Source organism: Actinoplanes sp. NPDC023714, assembly GCF_040639855.1.
In the GTDB taxonomy this organism is placed as follows: domain Bacteria; phylum Actinomycetota; class Actinomycetes; order Mycobacteriales; family Micromonosporaceae; genus Actinoplanes.
The window spans coordinates 169,977-185,972 of record NZ_JBFAAR010000002.1; the positions used below are offsets into that span (position 1 = coordinate 169,977).

The 15,996-nt window shown below is 69.1% G+C and carries 14 protein-coding genes; 11 read left to right on the plus strand and 3 right to left on the minus strand.

Translation table 11 applies throughout. The annotated features are described in order from the left end of the window. Positions 1-64 precede the first annotated feature (64 nt). From AB0G10_RS08580 to AB0G10_RS08590, 3 genes are all read left to right on the plus strand, one after another. Complete coding sequence (locus tag AB0G10_RS08580) at positions 65-739, plus strand: hypothetical protein (RefSeq protein WP_360918141.1); 675 nt, start codon at positions 65-67, stop codon at positions 737-739. 23 nt (positions 740-762) lie between these two features. After that, on the plus strand, positions 763-2,061 hold the full coding sequence (locus AB0G10_RS08585; RefSeq protein ID WP_360918142.1) for a WD40 repeat domain-containing protein: 1,299 nt from the start codon (positions 763-765) through the stop codon (positions 2,059-2,061). Positions 2,062-2,217: 156 nt separating this feature from the next. Next, positions 2,218-2,646 carry a hypothetical protein gene (locus AB0G10_RS08590; RefSeq protein ID WP_360918143.1) on the plus strand — a complete coding sequence of 143 codons (429 nt, stop codon included), beginning with the start codon at positions 2,218-2,220 and terminating at the stop codon, positions 2,644-2,646. Here AB0G10_RS08590 and AB0G10_RS08595 read toward each other — a convergent pair. Further along, positions 2,628-2,996 (minus strand): cyclic-phosphate processing receiver domain-containing protein, encoded by a 369-nt coding sequence (locus AB0G10_RS08595; RefSeq protein ID WP_360918144.1) that lies wholly within the window; start codon positions 2,994-2,996, stop codon positions 2,628-2,630. The two genes, AB0G10_RS08590 and AB0G10_RS08595, sit on opposite strands and share 19 nt — an antisense overlap. A 47-nt stretch (positions 2,997-3,043) precedes the next feature. Here AB0G10_RS08595 and AB0G10_RS08600 point away from each other — a divergent pair, with 47 nt between their 5' ends. The 3 genes from AB0G10_RS08600 (at position 3,044) to AB0G10_RS08610 (ending at position 5,495) form a co-directional block, all read left to right on the plus strand. Then, a complete protein-coding gene (locus tag AB0G10_RS08600; RefSeq protein ID WP_360918145.1) occupies positions 3,044-3,295 on the plus strand; it encodes a hypothetical protein in 252 nt (83 codons plus the stop codon). A gap of 1 nt (position 3,296) precedes the next feature. Next, on the plus strand, positions 3,297-4,100 hold the full coding sequence (locus tag AB0G10_RS08605) for an SDR family NAD(P)-dependent oxidoreductase (RefSeq protein WP_360918146.1): 804 nt from the start codon (positions 3,297-3,299) through the stop codon (positions 4,098-4,100). Positions 4,101-4,250: 150 nt separating this feature from the next. Beyond that, complete coding sequence (locus tag AB0G10_RS08610; RefSeq protein WP_360918147.1) at positions 4,251-5,495, plus strand: vanadium-dependent haloperoxidase; 1,245 nt, start codon at positions 4,251-4,253, stop codon at positions 5,493-5,495. A gap of 186 nt (positions 5,496-5,681) precedes the next feature. Here the strand turns inward: AB0G10_RS08610 and AB0G10_RS08615 are convergent, their stop codons facing one another. Next, positions 5,682-7,052, minus strand: coding sequence for a LacI family DNA-binding transcriptional regulator (locus AB0G10_RS08615; protein WP_360918148.1), 1,371 nt, complete (start codon positions 7,050-7,052; stop codon positions 5,682-5,684). Between the two features lie 469 nt (positions 7,053-7,521). Here AB0G10_RS08615 and AB0G10_RS08620 point away from each other — a divergent pair, with 469 nt between their 5' ends. Continuing rightward, complete coding sequence (locus AB0G10_RS08620; RefSeq protein ID WP_360920652.1) at positions 7,522-8,874, plus strand: DUF1996 domain-containing protein; 1,353 nt, start codon at positions 7,522-7,524, stop codon at positions 8,872-8,874. A 51-nt stretch (positions 8,875-8,925) separates the two neighbouring features. Here AB0G10_RS08620 and AB0G10_RS08625 read toward each other — a convergent pair whose 3' ends face one another. Next, complete coding sequence (locus tag AB0G10_RS08625) at positions 8,926-9,315, minus strand: DUF305 domain-containing protein (protein ID WP_360918149.1); 390 nt, start codon at positions 9,313-9,315, stop codon at positions 8,926-8,928. 4 nt (positions 9,316-9,319) lie between these two features. On the opposite strand from AB0G10_RS08625, the gene AB0G10_RS08630 reads away from it, so the two are divergent. The 4 genes from AB0G10_RS08630 to AB0G10_RS08645 all read left to right on the plus strand — a co-directional run bounded on the left by AB0G10_RS08630 (position 9,320) and on the right by AB0G10_RS08645 (position 15,948). Next, on the plus strand, positions 9,320-9,820 hold the full coding sequence (locus AB0G10_RS08630; protein WP_360918150.1) for a hypothetical protein: 501 nt from the start codon (positions 9,320-9,322) through the stop codon (positions 9,818-9,820). Between the two features lie 87 nt (positions 9,821-9,907). Next, positions 9,908-12,868 (plus strand): discoidin domain-containing protein, encoded by a 2,961-nt coding sequence (locus AB0G10_RS08635; protein ID WP_360918151.1) that lies wholly within the window; start codon positions 9,908-9,910, stop codon positions 12,866-12,868. A 195-nt stretch (positions 12,869-13,063) separates the two neighbouring features. Next, a complete protein-coding gene (locus AB0G10_RS08640; protein WP_360918152.1) occupies positions 13,064-14,722 on the plus strand; it encodes a discoidin domain-containing protein in 1,659 nt (552 codons plus the stop codon). An 8-nt stretch (positions 14,723-14,730) separates the two neighbouring features. Further along, complete coding sequence (locus AB0G10_RS08645; protein ID WP_360918153.1) at positions 14,731-15,948, plus strand: DUF1996 domain-containing protein; 1,218 nt, start codon at positions 14,731-14,733, stop codon at positions 15,946-15,948. The last annotated feature ends 48 nt before the right edge of the window (positions 15,949-15,996 follow it).

The following is a 15,996-nucleotide window of genomic DNA, read 5'->3' on the forward strand; positions in this document are numbered from 1 at the left end:
CCGATAACACCTCCTCAATCCAAAAGTTTGACGCTTCAACCTTTATCCGTTTACTTTCGTTGACGTGGCAACAACTGACGCCCCCGTGGTGGCACGCGACGGCTCCACCGACCGCACCGCACCGCTCGTAGTCCTCCTCCACGGCCGAGGCTCCCACGAGCAGGAGATCCTGAGCCTGACAGCGCACCTCCCCACGGGTTCTGCCTACGCCGCAGTCCGCGCCCCGATTGCCGAGGGCGGCGGCTACGCCTGGTTCGCGAACCGCGGCATCGGCCGCCCGATATCCTCCTCCCTCCGCGAAGGCCTCGACTGGTTCCGCGCATGGCTCGAGCTCGAAGCCCCTGCCGGCAGACCCGTGGTGCTGATCGGCTTCTCCGGCGGAGCCGCCTTCGCCGGAGGCCTACTGTTGGACGACCCGGCCCGCTTCGCAGGAGCCGCCATCCTCTACGGCACCCTGCCCTTCGAAGCAGGCGTCCCCGTAACAGCCGGCCATCTCTCAGCCGTCCCCGTCTTCGTAGCCCAGGGCGACCAGGACACCGTCATCCCCAAAGATCTCCAAGACCGCACCTGGACCTACCTCCACCACGACTCCGAAGCCACCGTCACCAGCCACCGCGACCCCGGCGGCCACACCTTGACCCTCCCCGTAATCGAATCCCTATCCATCTGGCTCCAGTCCCTGCCCCTCCAACCGCACCCGTCCGACGGCAGCGCCCGCCCTCGCCCGCGCATCTCTTGACTCAACCCGGCATACTCGCCCGCGTGCGTAAGCAGATCTTGCTCGTCGCGTCCACCACCGCGGTCGTGGCCATCGCCGCCCTCGGCGTGACCCAACCCTGGCGTGGCGCACCCGGCGACACGATCCCCGGCGGCCTCGAACTGCCCTGGATGTGGCAGGCCACCGTGGCGATGGACGCGCCCGGCCGAGCCGCCGTGCTGGTAGGCGGCGACACCCTCGGCTTCAACGGCTCCGACATCTACGACGCCGAGGGCAAGCTCGCGGTGGTGGGCCGCAACGGCGAGTACCGCACCCTGCTCTACGGCGGCGTCGACTCGATCGCCGCGGGCGAGGACGTGCTGCTCTCCCCGGACGGCCGCCGCGTGGCCGGCCCCTCCGACGACGACAGCAGCCTCGTGGTCACCGACCTGGACACCGGCGCGGAGAAGCACTATGACCCCGAGGGGAACTGGTCCGGTGCAGTGGCCTGGGCCCCCGACGGCCGTTCCGTGCTGGCGTCCCGCTACGACGACACACTGGCACTGCTCGACCTCGAGTCGGGCAAGGCGCAGACGATCGGCGACCGCGTCTTCTCCTCACCGGTGCGTACCGCCTCTCGCGCCGCCTTCGCTCCAGACGGCCGCCACTTGGCTGTCACGTCAGGCGAATCGCTGCAGCTCGTCGACCGCACCGGCAAAACCGTATGGACCTCCCCTCTGGGCGACCGCACCTATCTCGCCGGCACGGGCGCCTTCTCTCCGGACGGCAGACTCATAGCTCTCGCGAATCTGTCGGGCTGCCTCGACGACTGCGACGAGCAGGACCTCGCCGCCCGAACCTGGACCGTCACCTATCTGAACGCCACAACCGGAAAGCCGGCCGAAGGACCTGCTCTATCCGCCGTGACCGGAAGCGCCATCCGCGCTCTGGGATGGAGCCAAGGCCGTGACCTCGTCATCCTTCGCTACGAGCCGGAGAAGGGCGCCCACCGCGACGCGAAGGGCGACGCCTCATTCCAGGCCTGGAACGACACCGGCTGGTACGAGACCGGCCACATCACCCTCCAAGCCCTGACGCCGGACGGCCAGACGAGAACCCTCCTCGACCCACCCGACGGTGTCCTGACCATGGACGTCTCCGCAGACCTCCTCCAGCAGGGAGCCTTCGGCGGTCCGACTCCCTACGCCGCCCCCTTCCCGGCCCGCTCCATCATCGGCTGGGCCCTGTCCCCGCTGATCTGCATAATCCCGGTCCTCCTAGGCCTTTACTTCACCTTCCGCCCGCGCCGCCGCCCGCGAGTTCCGAACCCCGAACCGCAGCCGCTCTCCGCCTCCGAGCCCTGACCCACAGCCGCGCCAGCCCTGGTTCGCCGGTCCACCGGGGCGACGCGCAGGAGATCCTTTCCCGCTTGCAGTCCGGACAGAAGGCCGGTCGATCAAGGAAGGTCGCCGTCCGAAACCGGGACCCCGGTGTGAGGCGGTTGGCACCATAATGCGGCGATGAGTTCAATCATCACCTTCTTCGTGGCGGCCGACGACGACTCCGCCGCCGCGCTGTCCGAGGGCGGACCCGGGGACGACCTGCCGTCGGCGACATACGGCAACTTCGACGTCTGGACCACGCTCGCCGAGTGGGAGAGCCTCGCCACCGACCGGTCTCTCATGGAGATCGAGGAGGCCGGCGGCGCCGACATGGTCAGTGGCGCCGACGAACCCGTGGTCCTGGCCTTTCCCGCGTCCCTGACCCGGGCCCTCTCGGTCGCCGACCGGCCGGCCCTGCAGCGGCTCGGCGAACAGTGGATCGAACTCCGCGCCGAGGAGGACGAGGAGATCGAGGAAGAACTGGCGGCCGACCTCCTGACCGAGATCGCCGACCTTGCCCGGACCGCGGTCGCGGCCGAGAGCTCCCTTTACGTCTGGGTCTGCTGACCCGCCTCCAGCCCCGCCGCCGATCCGGAGACGACCCGCACCGGATAGCCCCACCGCTGCAGCACCTGCACCACCTTGCCGGCCCCGACCGGGTTGGCCGAGTGCACGTAGATCACCCCGAGGTCGAACGGGATCCCCTCGAACGCTGCACGTTCCAGGACCTCCACCACCGGCCAGATCGTGTCCTCGCCGCCGAGGTCGTGATCGAGCCAGAGCTCGTCCACCCGCCGGTCCCTCAGGTCTTCGAGTACCCGTACCCCGGCGGCGCTCGTCCGTGCCACCAGAGCAATCCGCCCGTCGGTGAACGAGCGCAGGTCGTCGACGAGCACGATCGTGCGGGAGGGTTGCATCCGCTGATACTCCCACCAGGGAGCTGCGGTGGCCGAAAGCTATCAGGTTGTACTGCATCGCTGCTCCTCTTGACAGTTCACAATCGACCTCCGGGGGCACCACGGCCGCCGGGACGTCGAAGGCGGCGAACGCGACCGCGCTGCAGACTCTCGCGGTCCCCTGGCTGCCGACGCGCTGGATCTGCTCGGGCGGCGCCTACTACCAGGGGCTGCCGTCCGGTGGCCTGATCGAGACGCTCAGCGGCAGTGGAAATCGAGCCGAGCCGGTTAACTGCCCGCCGGCCGGGCATCCCAGCTGACATGACGGATGAAATCAACGAGTTCGCGGTGATCACCGGAGCCTCCAGCGGTATCGGATATGAGCTGGCCCGGCAGTTCGCCGAGCATGGGTACGACCTGCTGGTCACCGCCGAGGATGAAGCGATCGAGCAGGCGGCAGCCGACCTGCGGCGGGACGGCCGGAATCAGGTGACCGCGGTCCGGGCGGATCTGGCCACGTACGAGGGTGTCGAGCAGGTCTACGCCGCGATCCTCGAGTCCGGCCGTCAGGTGGACGCGATCGCCCTCAACGCCGGCCGTGGCATCGGCGGCGACTTCACCCGCCAGACCGACCTCGCCGACGAGCTCAACATCATCGACGTGAACGTGACCTCCACGGTGCACCTGGCGAAGCGGGTGCTGCCGGACATGGTCGCCAGGGGCGGCGGTCAGGTGCTCTTCACCTCGTCGATCGCCTCCGAGATGCCCGGCACGTACCAGGCCGTCTACAACGCCTCGAAGTCGTTCGTGCAGTCGTTCGCCGAAGCGCTGCGGGCCGAGCTGAACGACACCGGCGTCACGGTGACGTCCCTCATGCCCGGCCCGACCGACACCAACTTCTTCCACCGGGCCGAGATGGACGACACGAAGGTCGGCGCGAGCGAGAAGGACGACCCGGCGCTCGTGGCGAAGCAGGGCTTCGAGGCGATGCGCAAGGACAAGGAGAAGGTGGTGGCCGGCTCCTGGAAGACGAAGGCGCAGGGGGTCGGGGCGAAGGTGATGCCCGACCGCCTCAAGGCTGAGATGCACCGCAAGATGGCCGAGCCCGGTTCGGCCCAGAAGTAGGCCGAACCCACCCCAGAAGGTGGGCAAAGACGCAGAAGCCGTCATGAAACGAAACGCCTGACATAGGTGTATGTCGATGTGTTGCCCGGGTGGGCGGAGGCCGGAAGGCTGAGCTACGGCCGATCCGCCCACCCACGGGGGTGCACCGACATGCTTCGCAGAATCCGGGGAGCGGTAGCTCTCCTGCTCGCCGTGCCGCTGGTCGTCACTCCCACCGACGCGTGGGCCTCCGCCCCGAACATGGTCATCACCTGGGCCGTGCACTCGGAGACCGCGGCTTACGATGTCGCGCGCCAGGCGCCGTACATCAACGGCCGGACGTTCGCGATGGTCCAGGGTGCCGTTTACGACGCGGCGAATGCGGTGTCCGGCACGCCGTACGAGCCGTACCTGATCGCGCCGCAGGTCCGCCGCGGCGCCTCCCTCGACGCCGCCGTCGCGACGGCGGCCCATCGTGTTCTGCTCAGCCTCTTCCCCGCCCAGTCCGCGACACTCGACGCCTGGTACGCCGACTCGCTCGCCACGGTCCGGAACGGGCGCGCGAAGCGGGACGGCATCGCGGCCGGTGAGGCCGCGGCCGGCGCGATGATCAGAGCCCGGACCGGGGACGGCGCCGATGCTCAGGCCGCCTGGGTCGTGGGCACCGAGCCGGGGCAGTGGAGACCCACCCCGCCGGCGTTCGCCCAGGACGGCGCGCAGGTCGACGCCATCCGGCCGTTCGTCATCCCTCGTGGCGACATGTTCAGGACCGCGGGGCCGCCCGCGTTGACCAGTGCCGCGTACGCCCGCGACCTGAACGAGGTGAAGGCGCTCGGCGGAGCCGCGAGCACGGTCCGCACGCAGGACCAGACCGAGTCGGCGATCTGGTGGCACGACCGTCGCCAGACCGAGTGGGAGATCAAACGGCAGATCGCCCAGACCCAGCGGCTCACTCCGCTGCAGACCGCCCGGATGTACGCGATGGCCGACATCGCCCGGGCCGACTCGACGATCGCCTGTTTCACGCAGAAGCGGCAGTGGAACTTCTGGCGGCCGGTCACCGCGGTGCAGCTCGCCGACACCGACGGCAACCCGGCCACCAGCGGCGATCCGGCCTGGACGCCGTTGCTGATCACGCCGCCCTTCCCGGACCACACGTCCGGGCACTCGTGCTCGACGGCGGCCATCATGACGGCGCTGCGGCAGTTCTTCGGGCGGGACGACATCCCGTTCAGCGCATATAGCGCCGACTCGGGGACGGTCCGGCACTTCGACGGCTTCTCCGAGGCGGTCGCCGAGGTGACCGAGGCGCGGATCTGGGGCGGCGTGCACTTCCGCACGGCAGACGTCCAGGGCGTGCGGCTCGGGAACCAGGTGGCGAGATATGTCCTGGCCGAGGAGTTCGGAAAGCGCTGAGGTCGGCATGGGCACCAGGATGGCCGGGCGGGCATGACACCGGCGTGACAAGAGCTGTAATGCCGGTGTTAGGTCCGGGCGCGTAGAACGGACGGCATGAGCAATCGAAGCAGCGTTCGTCTCACGCCGTCGGTGGTCCGGGCGGGGAATTCTCACGCAGCCAGGTCGGTCGGCCGGCCGTGCAGGTCATGCGGTCTGGCGAGACACCAGGGTCGGCTCGAAGATGACCGAGGTGACCCTGGTTGACGGGTCGTCGATCCGGGTCAGCAGCAGCCGGGCCGCTTCCGCTGCCATGTCCTCGAGGGGGTGACGGACCGTGGTGAGAGCCGGCCGTGCGGCCAGCGCGGCGCTCGAGTCGTCGAAGCCGACCACCGCCACGTCTTCGGGCACGCGCCGCCCGGCGTCCCGCAGGACCAGCAACGCGCCGAGGGCCATCAGGTCGTTGGCGACGAAGACGGCGTCCAGGTCGGGGCGGGCGTCGAGCAGCGTACGCATGGCTGTCGCGCCGCTCTCCTGGGTGAAGTTGCCGCTGGCCGAGGGCAGCCACGCGTGCCCATGCCGTGCCATCGCCCGGCGGAAACCGGAGATGCGATCGACGCTGGCCGGCACGTCGGGCGGCCCGGAGATCATGGCGGGCCGGTTGCAGCCGCGTGCGGCTCGAGGTCCGGTGACTTGCGGTCTCGTGGCTTGAAGTCCGGCGGCCTGCCGACCTGCGGCTCGAGGTCCTGTGGCGTGGTGGCCGTTGCCTCCTGACCTGGCCGTGAGTTGGTCGGCGGGTGGAGCGCCGACGACGGCGTCCTCGATGGTCAGGTCATCGTCGGCGGAACGAGGTGCGGTGGTCGCGCCGGCTGCAGTCGCCGGGCTGACCGCGGCGCCCGCGCCGACCTCGGCGGCCGGGCTGGCTGCCGCCGGGCTGACCGTGGCGGCCGGGCTGACCGTGGCGGCCGGGCTGGCCGCGGTGACAGGGCTGGCCGCGGTGATGGGGCGGGCGGAGGCCAGGCGGTCGGCGGCCAGTTCGGCGCCGGCTGAGTTGTCGAGGTCCACATAGCTGATCGGGACCGGTTCGGAGGGGCGGCCGATCAGTACGGCAGGGATGCCGGCTTCGGCGAGCATTCCGGGAAGGGGGTCGTGTGCGGGAAGCGAGAGGACCACGGCGCCGTCGGCCTGGCCGTTGCGCAGGTCGCCGACGAGGCGTTTGTGGCCGTCGGAGCCCACCATCTGGAGGGCCAGCTGGATGCCGGCGGGGCGCAGGACGCTCATGAGGCCGCCGACGACACGGCCGAAGTACGGGTCGGAGAAGAAGCGGCTCATGAACGGGTCGTCGTCGTGGGTCTCGGAGTCGGAGACGACCAGGGCCACGGTTCCGGTGCGGCGGGTGACCAGCGAGCGGGCCAGTCTGTTGGGTACGTATCCGGTCTGCTCCACGGCGCTCCACACCTGTTCGTGCAGCTGTGGGTCGACGTTGCGGATGCCGTTGACGACGCGGGATACGGTCGCGCGCGAGACACCCGCCACGCGTGCCACGTCTTCGAGCGTGGGCAGCCGGTGGCTCTGCATGCCCGAAGTTATAGCACGGGGAGAGCGCTTTCCGTCGCCCCGCACGAGCCGGTCCGGACGTGGGCCTCGAGCTGCTGTCGGGAGCTCGCCGGCTGATTCGAACGCCGCTCTCGCAACAGCGTGGATGGGTTGTCCGGGCCGGCAGGCAACGGGTCCGGGCCAGCAGGCAACGGGTGTCCGGGCCAGCAGGCAACGGATGTCCGGGCCAGATGTGGAGGGGGTGGCCCCGAGAGTTGAGGGCTGCCGGGGTCGCGAGGGCCGTGACGGCTCTGCGCCGATTCCGCCGGTGGTGACGGCGACGGCGGGGCCCTGAGAGCTGCGCTGGCTGCGGGGTTCCGGAACCTCGTAGGGATTGACGAGGTGCTATGGGTGGCTGATGCTTGGAAAGCGCTCTCCAAGTCTCCGATCCGTCCCTCATGTTTAGGAGACAACTGTGCGAAAACGATTGGTGGCGTCGGTTGGCGCCTTGGTGCTCGTCGGCGGGCTGTTGGTTGGGGGGAATCAGTCCGCTCTGGCAGCTGACACCCTGCTCTCTCAGGGGCGGCCGGCGCTTGCGTCGTCGCTGGAGAATGGGGAGTCGCCTGCTATCGCTGCGTTCGACGGGCGGGCCGACACCCGGTGGGGCAGTCAGTGGGCCGATCCTCAGTGGCTACGGGTGGATCTCGGGGCTCCGGCCTCGATCAACCGGGTCGTGCTGGATTGGGAGGCGGCCTATGCGAAGGCCTTCCAGATCCAGACGTCGCCGGACGGGAATGCTTGGACCACGATCTACAGCACCAGCACGGCGACCGGGGGGAAGCAGACCCTCGCGGTGGCCGGGTCGGGGCGGTACGTCCGGATGTACGGCACTCAGCGGGGGACCGGGTACGGCTACTCGCTGTACGAGTTCCAGGTGTACGGGACGTCGACCGCTACGCCGCCGCCGACCAGCGGGCCGGGGTACGTCTATGCGAACCCGCCGGTCACCGGGGTGGTGCCGTCGACCGCGATCCCGCCGGCGCAGAACCCGCCGGTGACGCATCGTGAGTTCCAGGCCAACTGCTCGGTGAGCAGGACGAACCTGAACGACGACCCGATCGTGTTCCCGAATCTGCCGGGGGCGTCGCACTCGCACACGTTCATGGGCAACCGGACCACGAACGCGAACTCGACGCTGCAGAGCCTGCAGGCCGGCGGCACGTCGTGCATCACGCCCGGGGACAAGACCGGGTACTGGATGCCGACGCTGCTCAACGGCGATCAGGCGGTGCAGCCGGACGGCCCGCAGGTCATCTACTACAAGTCCGGAGTGATCGACTACCGGAGTGTGCGGCCGTTCCCGCCCGGGCTGCGCTATGTGGTGGGCAGCCCGACCGCGACGCTCGACGAGTTCCGCTACGCGCCCGGCGCGGTCGAGGGCTTCGAGTGCGGGAACAGCTCGTTCAACTGGGACATCCCGGCGAACTGCCCGGCCGGGACCCAGCTCAACGTCCGCTACCAGGCGCCGAGCTGCTGGAACGGCGTCCACCTCGATACGCCCGACCACAAGAGCCACATGTCGTACCCGGTCAACGGAGTGTGCCCGGTGTCGCACCCGGTCGCCGTGCCGATGATCGAGTTCAAGATGGCGTGGCCGGTCAGCGGGAACATGTCGGCGGTCCGGTTCTCCAGTGGGCGGGGGTACTCGTTCCACTACGACGTCTACAACGTCTGGGACCCGCCCACGCTGGCCGCCCTGGTCCGCCACTGCATCAACGGCGGTCTGCAGTGCAACCCGCGTGGATTCGATCTGTACAAGCCGGAGCGTGGGGCCGCGCTGAACGAGAACTATGAATTGCCGTGAATGAGTGAGGAGGCCCGGGGCGACGGTCCCGGGCCTCCTCGATAACACTTTTCAGGAAAGAGAATCCAAAGCGAATTCGGCGGTCGCTTTCCGGGTGCCGGCGAGGGCGACGATCTCCGGCGGGCTGTCCGTTTTCAACAGTGAATCGATCAGGTTCGCGGACTGCTCGAAGTGCGCCGCGAGGTGGGTGCGGAGGAGGGCGTCGAACGCCGGGCCGGTCGTCGCGGCCGCCGCGGTGACCTGTTCCGGCGTCACCATCCCGGGCATCGGCATGCCCTTGTGCGGGTTCTCCGCGGGCAGCCCCGCCGCGTCGTGGAGGCGACGCAGTTCGGTCAAGCCCTCATGGGTACGCGTCCCGAGCTGCGTGGACAAATCGCCCAGGGCGGCGTCGGCGCCGTGCGCGGGGACCAGGTCGAGCAGGGGGAGGAGCTGCTCATCCATCGCGATGCTGATCTCCACCCACGCCGTGTCGGTCGTCGAGAAGGCCGGAGGGAAGACCGAGGAGGCGCCCGACGGAGGGTGGACCGAGGAGGCGCCCGGCGGGGGGAGGACCGAGGAGGCCCCCGACGGAGGGAGGACCGAGGAGGCGCCCGACGGAGAGGAGACCGAGGAGGCCGCGGAGGGCAGAACGAGCGAGGAGGCGGCCCGGGGAGCGGTGGGCGAGGACGCCGCCGGCGCCGTGAAAAGCGGGGGAGAGGGGAGTGGCCCGGGGATGGGGGCGGAAGAGGGCGGTCCGGAACAGGCTGTCAGGGCGGCCAACGCCACCACGAGAAATGACCGGCGATTCACTGACACCCGCGCAGTCTCCGACCAGCGATCCGGCGATGTCAATCACGGGCGACGGTTCCGGAACCGGCGATGTCAATCACGGGCGACGGTTCCGGAACCGGCGATGTCAATCACGAGGGGTGGTTCCGGAACCGGCAGCGGCGACGTTTTCTATTGACGTCCGGCAACATGGGCGAAACAATCGCCGCACTTGGAGAGCGCTTTCCGTCCCCTTCCCGAATCGGTGCCAGAATGAACAGAGATCATGAGTAAGCGGCTGTCCGTCCTCGTCGCGCTGGTCGCCACGCTGCTCGGATTCGCCGCGGTCACGCCGGCCCGGGCCGCCGAGGTTCTGCTGTCCCAGGGCAGGCCCGCCACGGCGTCGTCGCAGGAGGGTGACGCCTGGCAGGCCGCCAACGCCGTCGACGGCAACACCGGAACCCGCTGGTCGAGCCAGTTCTCCGACGCGCAGTGGATAAGGGTCGACCTCGGCTCCGTCACCGCGATCGACCGAGTCGTGCTGAGCTGGGAAGGCGCGTTCGGCCGGGCGTACGAAATCCAAGGCTCGACCGACGGCAGCGCCTGGACCACCCTCAAGACCGTGACCAGCGGTGCCGGAGGCACCGAGACTCACGCGGTGACCGCCCAAACCCGATATGTCCGGCTCAACCTGACGCAGCGGGGGACCGGCTACGGCTACTCGCTGTGGGAGTTCCAGGTGTTCGGCGAGACGGCGCCCCCGCAGAACGACGGTTTCACCACCATCTGGAGCGACACCTTCGACGGCCCGGCCGGCACCAGCCCGAGCAGCGCGAACTGGCTGATGCGGACCGGGACGCAATACCCGGGCGGCGCCGCGAACTGGGGGACCGGCTCGGTCGAGACCGCCAGCGACTCGACAGCGAACGTCTCCCTCGACGGCGCCGGCCGGCTCACCATCAGGGCGATCCGCGACGGCGGCGGCAGGTGGACCTCGGGCCGGATCGAGACCCAGCGCAGCGACTTCAGCCCGCAGCGCGGTGAGCAGCTGAAGTTCACCGCCGTGCTGAAGCAGCCGGACGTCGCGAACGGCCTCGGGTACTGGCCGGGATTCCGGGCGACCGGCGCGGCCTACCGCGGGAACTTCACGAACTGGCCGTCGGTCGGCGAGACCGACATCATGACCGACGTGAACGGGCGCGGGGAACTCGCCCAGACGCTGCACTGCGGCACCGCGCCCGACGGGGTGTGCGCCGAGTACAACGGGCGCTCCTCCGGGTTCGCGACCTGCGACGGCTGCAAGACCGGCTACCACGAGTACACGCAGATCATCGACCGGACGAAGACCGACGAGGAGATCCGCTTCTACCTCGACGGCCGGCAGACCTGGGTGGTCCGCGAGTCGCAGGTCGGCGTGGCGGCCTGGCAGGCGGCCGTGCACCACGGCTTCTACCTGCGGTTCGACCTGGCGATCGGCGGCTCGCTGCCGAACGCGATCAACAACGGCCGGACGACGCCGACCGGCGCGACCACCTCGGGCGGGGTGCTGAGCGTCGACTCGGTGACGGTGGCGAGAGCGACCGGCAGCACAGCAACGATCATGACCGATCCGCCGGTCCCGGCCGGGCCGAGCGTCGTCAAGGTGACGGGTACGCAGGGGAACTGGCAACTCACCGTCAACGGCGCGCCGTGGCTGGTCAAGGGCATGACCTACGGCCCGCCGCAGGGCGCCGCCGACGGGTACATGCGCGATCTCGCGAACATGGGCGTCAACACGATCCGCATCTGGGGTCCGGACGCCGCGACGCCGGCGCTGCTCGACACGGCGGCCCGCCACGGGATCAAGGTGATCGTCGGGCTGTGGTTGAACCACGGCGCGGACTACGTGAACGACACCTCATATAAAAACAGTATAAAGGCCGATATTCTGAAGACGGTCAACGATCTCAAGAGCCGGCAAGGCGTCCTCCTCTGGGACGTCGGCAACGAGGTCATCCTCGAGATGCAGAACTACGGGCTGACCGCCGAGGTCGTCGAGGCCCGCCGCATCGCCTACGCCAAGTTCGTCAACGAGATCGCCGTGGCCATCCACGCGGCCGACCCGAACCACCCGGTGACCTCGACCGACGCCTACACCCACGCCTGGACGTACTACCGTCCGCACGCCCCGGCGCTCGACCTGCTCGCGGTCAACTCCTACGGCGCGATCGACACGGTGAAGCGGGATTGGGTCGCCGGCGGCTACACGAAGCCCTACATCCTCACCGAGGGCGGTCCGGCGGGGGAGTGGGAGGTTCCGAACGACGCGAACGGGGTGCCGACCGAACCGTCCGACCTGGAGAAGAAATCCGGATACATCCGGTCCTGGAACGCGATCACCGGCCACCCGGGTGTCGCACTCGGCGCGACACTCTTCCACTACGGTCTGGAGAACGACTTCGGCGGCGTCTGGCTCAACACCACGACGGGCGGGTGGCGGCGGCTCGGCTACCACGCGGTCCGATCGCTCTATACCGGGCAAAGCGCCCCGAACACCTCTCCGGAGATCACCGCGATGTCCGTCAGCAACCAGACGAGCGTGCCCGCCGGAGGAACCTTCACTGTCAACGTGACCGCGAGTGATCCTCAAGGTGATCTCCTCCGCTATCACCTGATGGCCAGTGACAAGCACATCACCGGCAATCGCGGGCTCTCGCATCTGTCCTTCGAAAGGACAGGGTCAACAGCCTTCACCGTACGGGCGCCCGAAGCGCTCGGCGTCTGGAAGGTCTACGTCTACGCGTACGACGGGCACGGCAACGTCGGCATCGAGCAGCGCTCGATCCGGGTCGTCCCGCCGGCCGTCCCCGGCGCCGACCTGTCCCGGGGCAGGCCGGTCACCGCGTCGAGCCATCAGCCGACCGGCACGAACGGGCCGCAGTTGCCGGCCTACGCGGTCGACGGCGACTACGGCACGCGGTGGGCCAGCGAATGGGTGGACTCGGCGTGGCTCCAGGTCGACCTCGGCTCGGTGCAGACGTTCAACCGGGTCCGGCTCGCGTGGGAGGCGGCGTACGCCACGGCCTACATGATCCAGGTATCCGACGACGGGGTGAATTTCCGGACGATTCACACCGCTGCGGGTGCTGACGGCGGCTTCGACGAGCTCACCGTCAACGGCTCCGGGCGCTATGTCCGCGTCAACGGCACGGCACGCGCCACCGGCTACGGCTACTCGCTGTGGGAGTTCGGGGTCTACCGAGCCTGAAAGTCGTCGATGGGCGCCCGCAGGTTCCGGAACCTGCGGGCGCCTTTCCCGTGAGACCCGCCGATGAGCTGCGTCGATGCCGTGAGAAAGCGCTTCCCCGATGTTTCCGGTGCATTGACAGCCTTTTACGTCCGGTTCACAGTGTCGTCCAAGAGAGCGCTTTCACAGCGTCCCCGCCCTCGAGGAGTCCCCGCCATGAAACGTCGCCTGTTATCCGCCGCCGCGCTCGGCGGCCTGCTCACCGCGTTCCTGGCTGTCCCAGCCGCGGCCGCGGAAGTCCTCGTCTCGCAGAACAAGCCGGTCACCGCCTCGTCCAGCGAGTGGGCCGGCACCCCCGCCTCGTCCGGCGTCGACGGCGACAACGGCACCCGGTGGTCCAGCGCGTTCGCCGCGACGCAGTGGTTCCAGGTCGACCTCGGCGCGCCGACGGCGGTGAGCCGGGTCGCGATCAACTGGGAGGCGGCGTACGCGAAGGCCTTCCAGATCCAGTTCTCCGGCAACGGCAGCACGTGGACGACCGCCTACTCCACGACGACGGGCGCCGGTGGGCAGCAGAGCATCCCGGTGACCGGCACGGCGCGCTATGTCCGGATGAACCTCACCCAGCGCGCGCTCGAGGCCTACGGCTACTCCTTCTGGGAGTTCCAGGTCTTCGCCGGCGAGGTGGCGAACCCGGCGAGCGGGCTGCTGTCCTACGCCAAACCCGCACGCGCGTCGACCGAGCAGAACGACCCGCAGTGCAACCCCTGCACGGCCGACAAGGCGTTCGACAACGACCCGGCCAGCCGCTGGGCCACCAACCCGACCGGCGGCTGGACCGACCCCGGCTGGATCCAGGTCGACCTCGGCGCCACCGCCCAGATCGGCCAGGTGGTGCTGCAGTGGGACCCGGCGTACGCCCGCTCCTACCAGATCCAGGTGTCGGCGGACGCCGCGAACTGGACCACCATCTACTCGACGACCACCGGTGACGGTCTCAAGGACGTCATCAACGCCACCGGGACCGGCCGCTACGTCCGGATGTACGGCACGGCACGGGCCACGGCGTACGGCTACTCGCTCTGGGAGTTCAGCGTCTACGGCACCGGCGGCAGCCCGACCCCGCCGCCCGCGAAGCCGGCCGATCCGGTCTTCCCGGCGACCCGGCTGGTCTTCGCCGACGAGTTCAACGGCGCGGCCGGCAGCAAGCCGGACACCGCGAAGTGGACCTACGACCCCGGGTTCCCGCAGAACGGCGAGGTCCAGTACTACACGCCGGACAGCCGGAACGCCTCGATGAACGGCACCGGCGCCCTGGTGATCGAGGCGCGCAAGGAAGCGTCGAACGGCCGCGACTACACCTCCCACCGGATGAACACGAGCAACAAGTTCTCGGTCCAGTACGGGCGGATCGAGGCCCGGGTCAAGGTGCCGAAGGGCAACGGCCTCTGGCCCGCGTTCTGGCTGATGGGCGACGACTTCCTGCAGGGCCGGCCGTGGCCGTACAACGGCGAGATCGACATCATGGAGGTCCTCGGCCGCAACACGAGTGAGGCGTACTCGACGCTGCACGCGCCGGCCTACAACGGCGCCGGCGGTTACGGCCAGAAGTACGCGACCGTCGACCTCTCCCAGGACTTCCACGTCTGGGCCGCCGAGTGGGACAGCAAGGGGATCCGGTTCTTCCTCGACGGCAGCCCGGTCTTCACCGCGAACAAGGACACCGTCGAGAACACCCGCGGCCCGTGGATCTTCGACCACAAGTTCTACCTGATCCTCAACCTGGCGGTCGGCGGCGACTTCCCCGGCCCGATCGACGCCACCACCCCGTTCCCGTCCCGGATGCTCGTCGACTACGTGAGGGTCTACCAATGAAGCGATTGATGGCCGTCGTTCTCGGCCTTTTCGTGATCGCGGTGCCGGGCGAGGCCAGTGCCGCCGATCCGCTGCTCTCCCAGGGCAAACCGGCGACCGCCTCCTCCACCGAGTCGGCGGCCTTCCCCGCCTCCAACGCCGTCGACGGCGACGCCGGCACTCGCTGGTCGAGTGCCTTCAGCGATCCCCAGTGGCTGCAGGTCGATCTCGGCGCGAGCGCGTCGATCAGCTCGGTGGTGATCGACTGGGAGGCCGCTTACGCTCGTACCTTTGCGGTCAAGGCCTCCGCCGACGGTCAGAGCTGGACCACCCTGCACTCCACCGCCGCCGGAGGCGGGGGCAAGCAGACCATCAGCGTCAACGGCTCCGGACGCTTCGTGCGCCTGGAGAGCGCAGCGCGGGCGACGCAGTGGGGGATTTCGGTCAAAGAGCTTCAGGTGTACGGGACCACAGCCGCGCCGCCGAACATCGTCCGTGTCGCGGAGTTCCTGGCGGACTGCCCGTTCAGTCATCGGCTGCCGGACGACCCGATCATCTTCCCGAACCTGCCGGGCGCGTCGCACATGCACAGCTTCTTCGGCAGCACCGTGACGAACGCCCACTCGACGGTCGACACGCTGCTCAACGCGAACAGCAACTGCAACCCGTCGATCGACAAGTCGTCCTACTGGATTCCGACGCTGTACCGGGACGACGTGCCGGTCGAACCGGTGACCGGCATCTTCTACTACCTCGGCGAGGGGGTCCGGGACGACCTGATCGCGCAGACCCAGCCGTTCCCGCTCGGCCTGCGGATCGTGGCCGGCAACGCGAAGGCGACCGGGCCGGCCGACAACACGATCTCCCGATGGTCGTGCCTGCACGCCGGGCACGTCGGGTCGTCGCCGGACTTCGTGAACTGCCCGGCCGGTTCGATGCTGGAGTCGTACCTCGACTTCCCGCACTGCTGGGACGGCCGCTCCCTGGACTCGGCCGATCACAAGAGCCACATGGCGTACCCGGTGAACAACGCCTGCCCGGCCAGCCACCCGGTCGTGGTGCCGAAGCTGCGGCAGGTCATGCGCTACCCGGTCACCGGCGACCCGGGCCGGCTGCGGCTCGCGTCCGGCGCCGGATACACGATGCACGGCGACTTCTTCAACGCCTGGCCGGTGGCGGAGCTGGCGCGCCGGGTGAACGACTGCATCCGCCCGATCATCAAGTGCGGGGTGGACGGCCGGCCGTGAGCCCATTTTGATCGCGGCCCCCACCCGCGGGGGCCGCGTTATCATCCG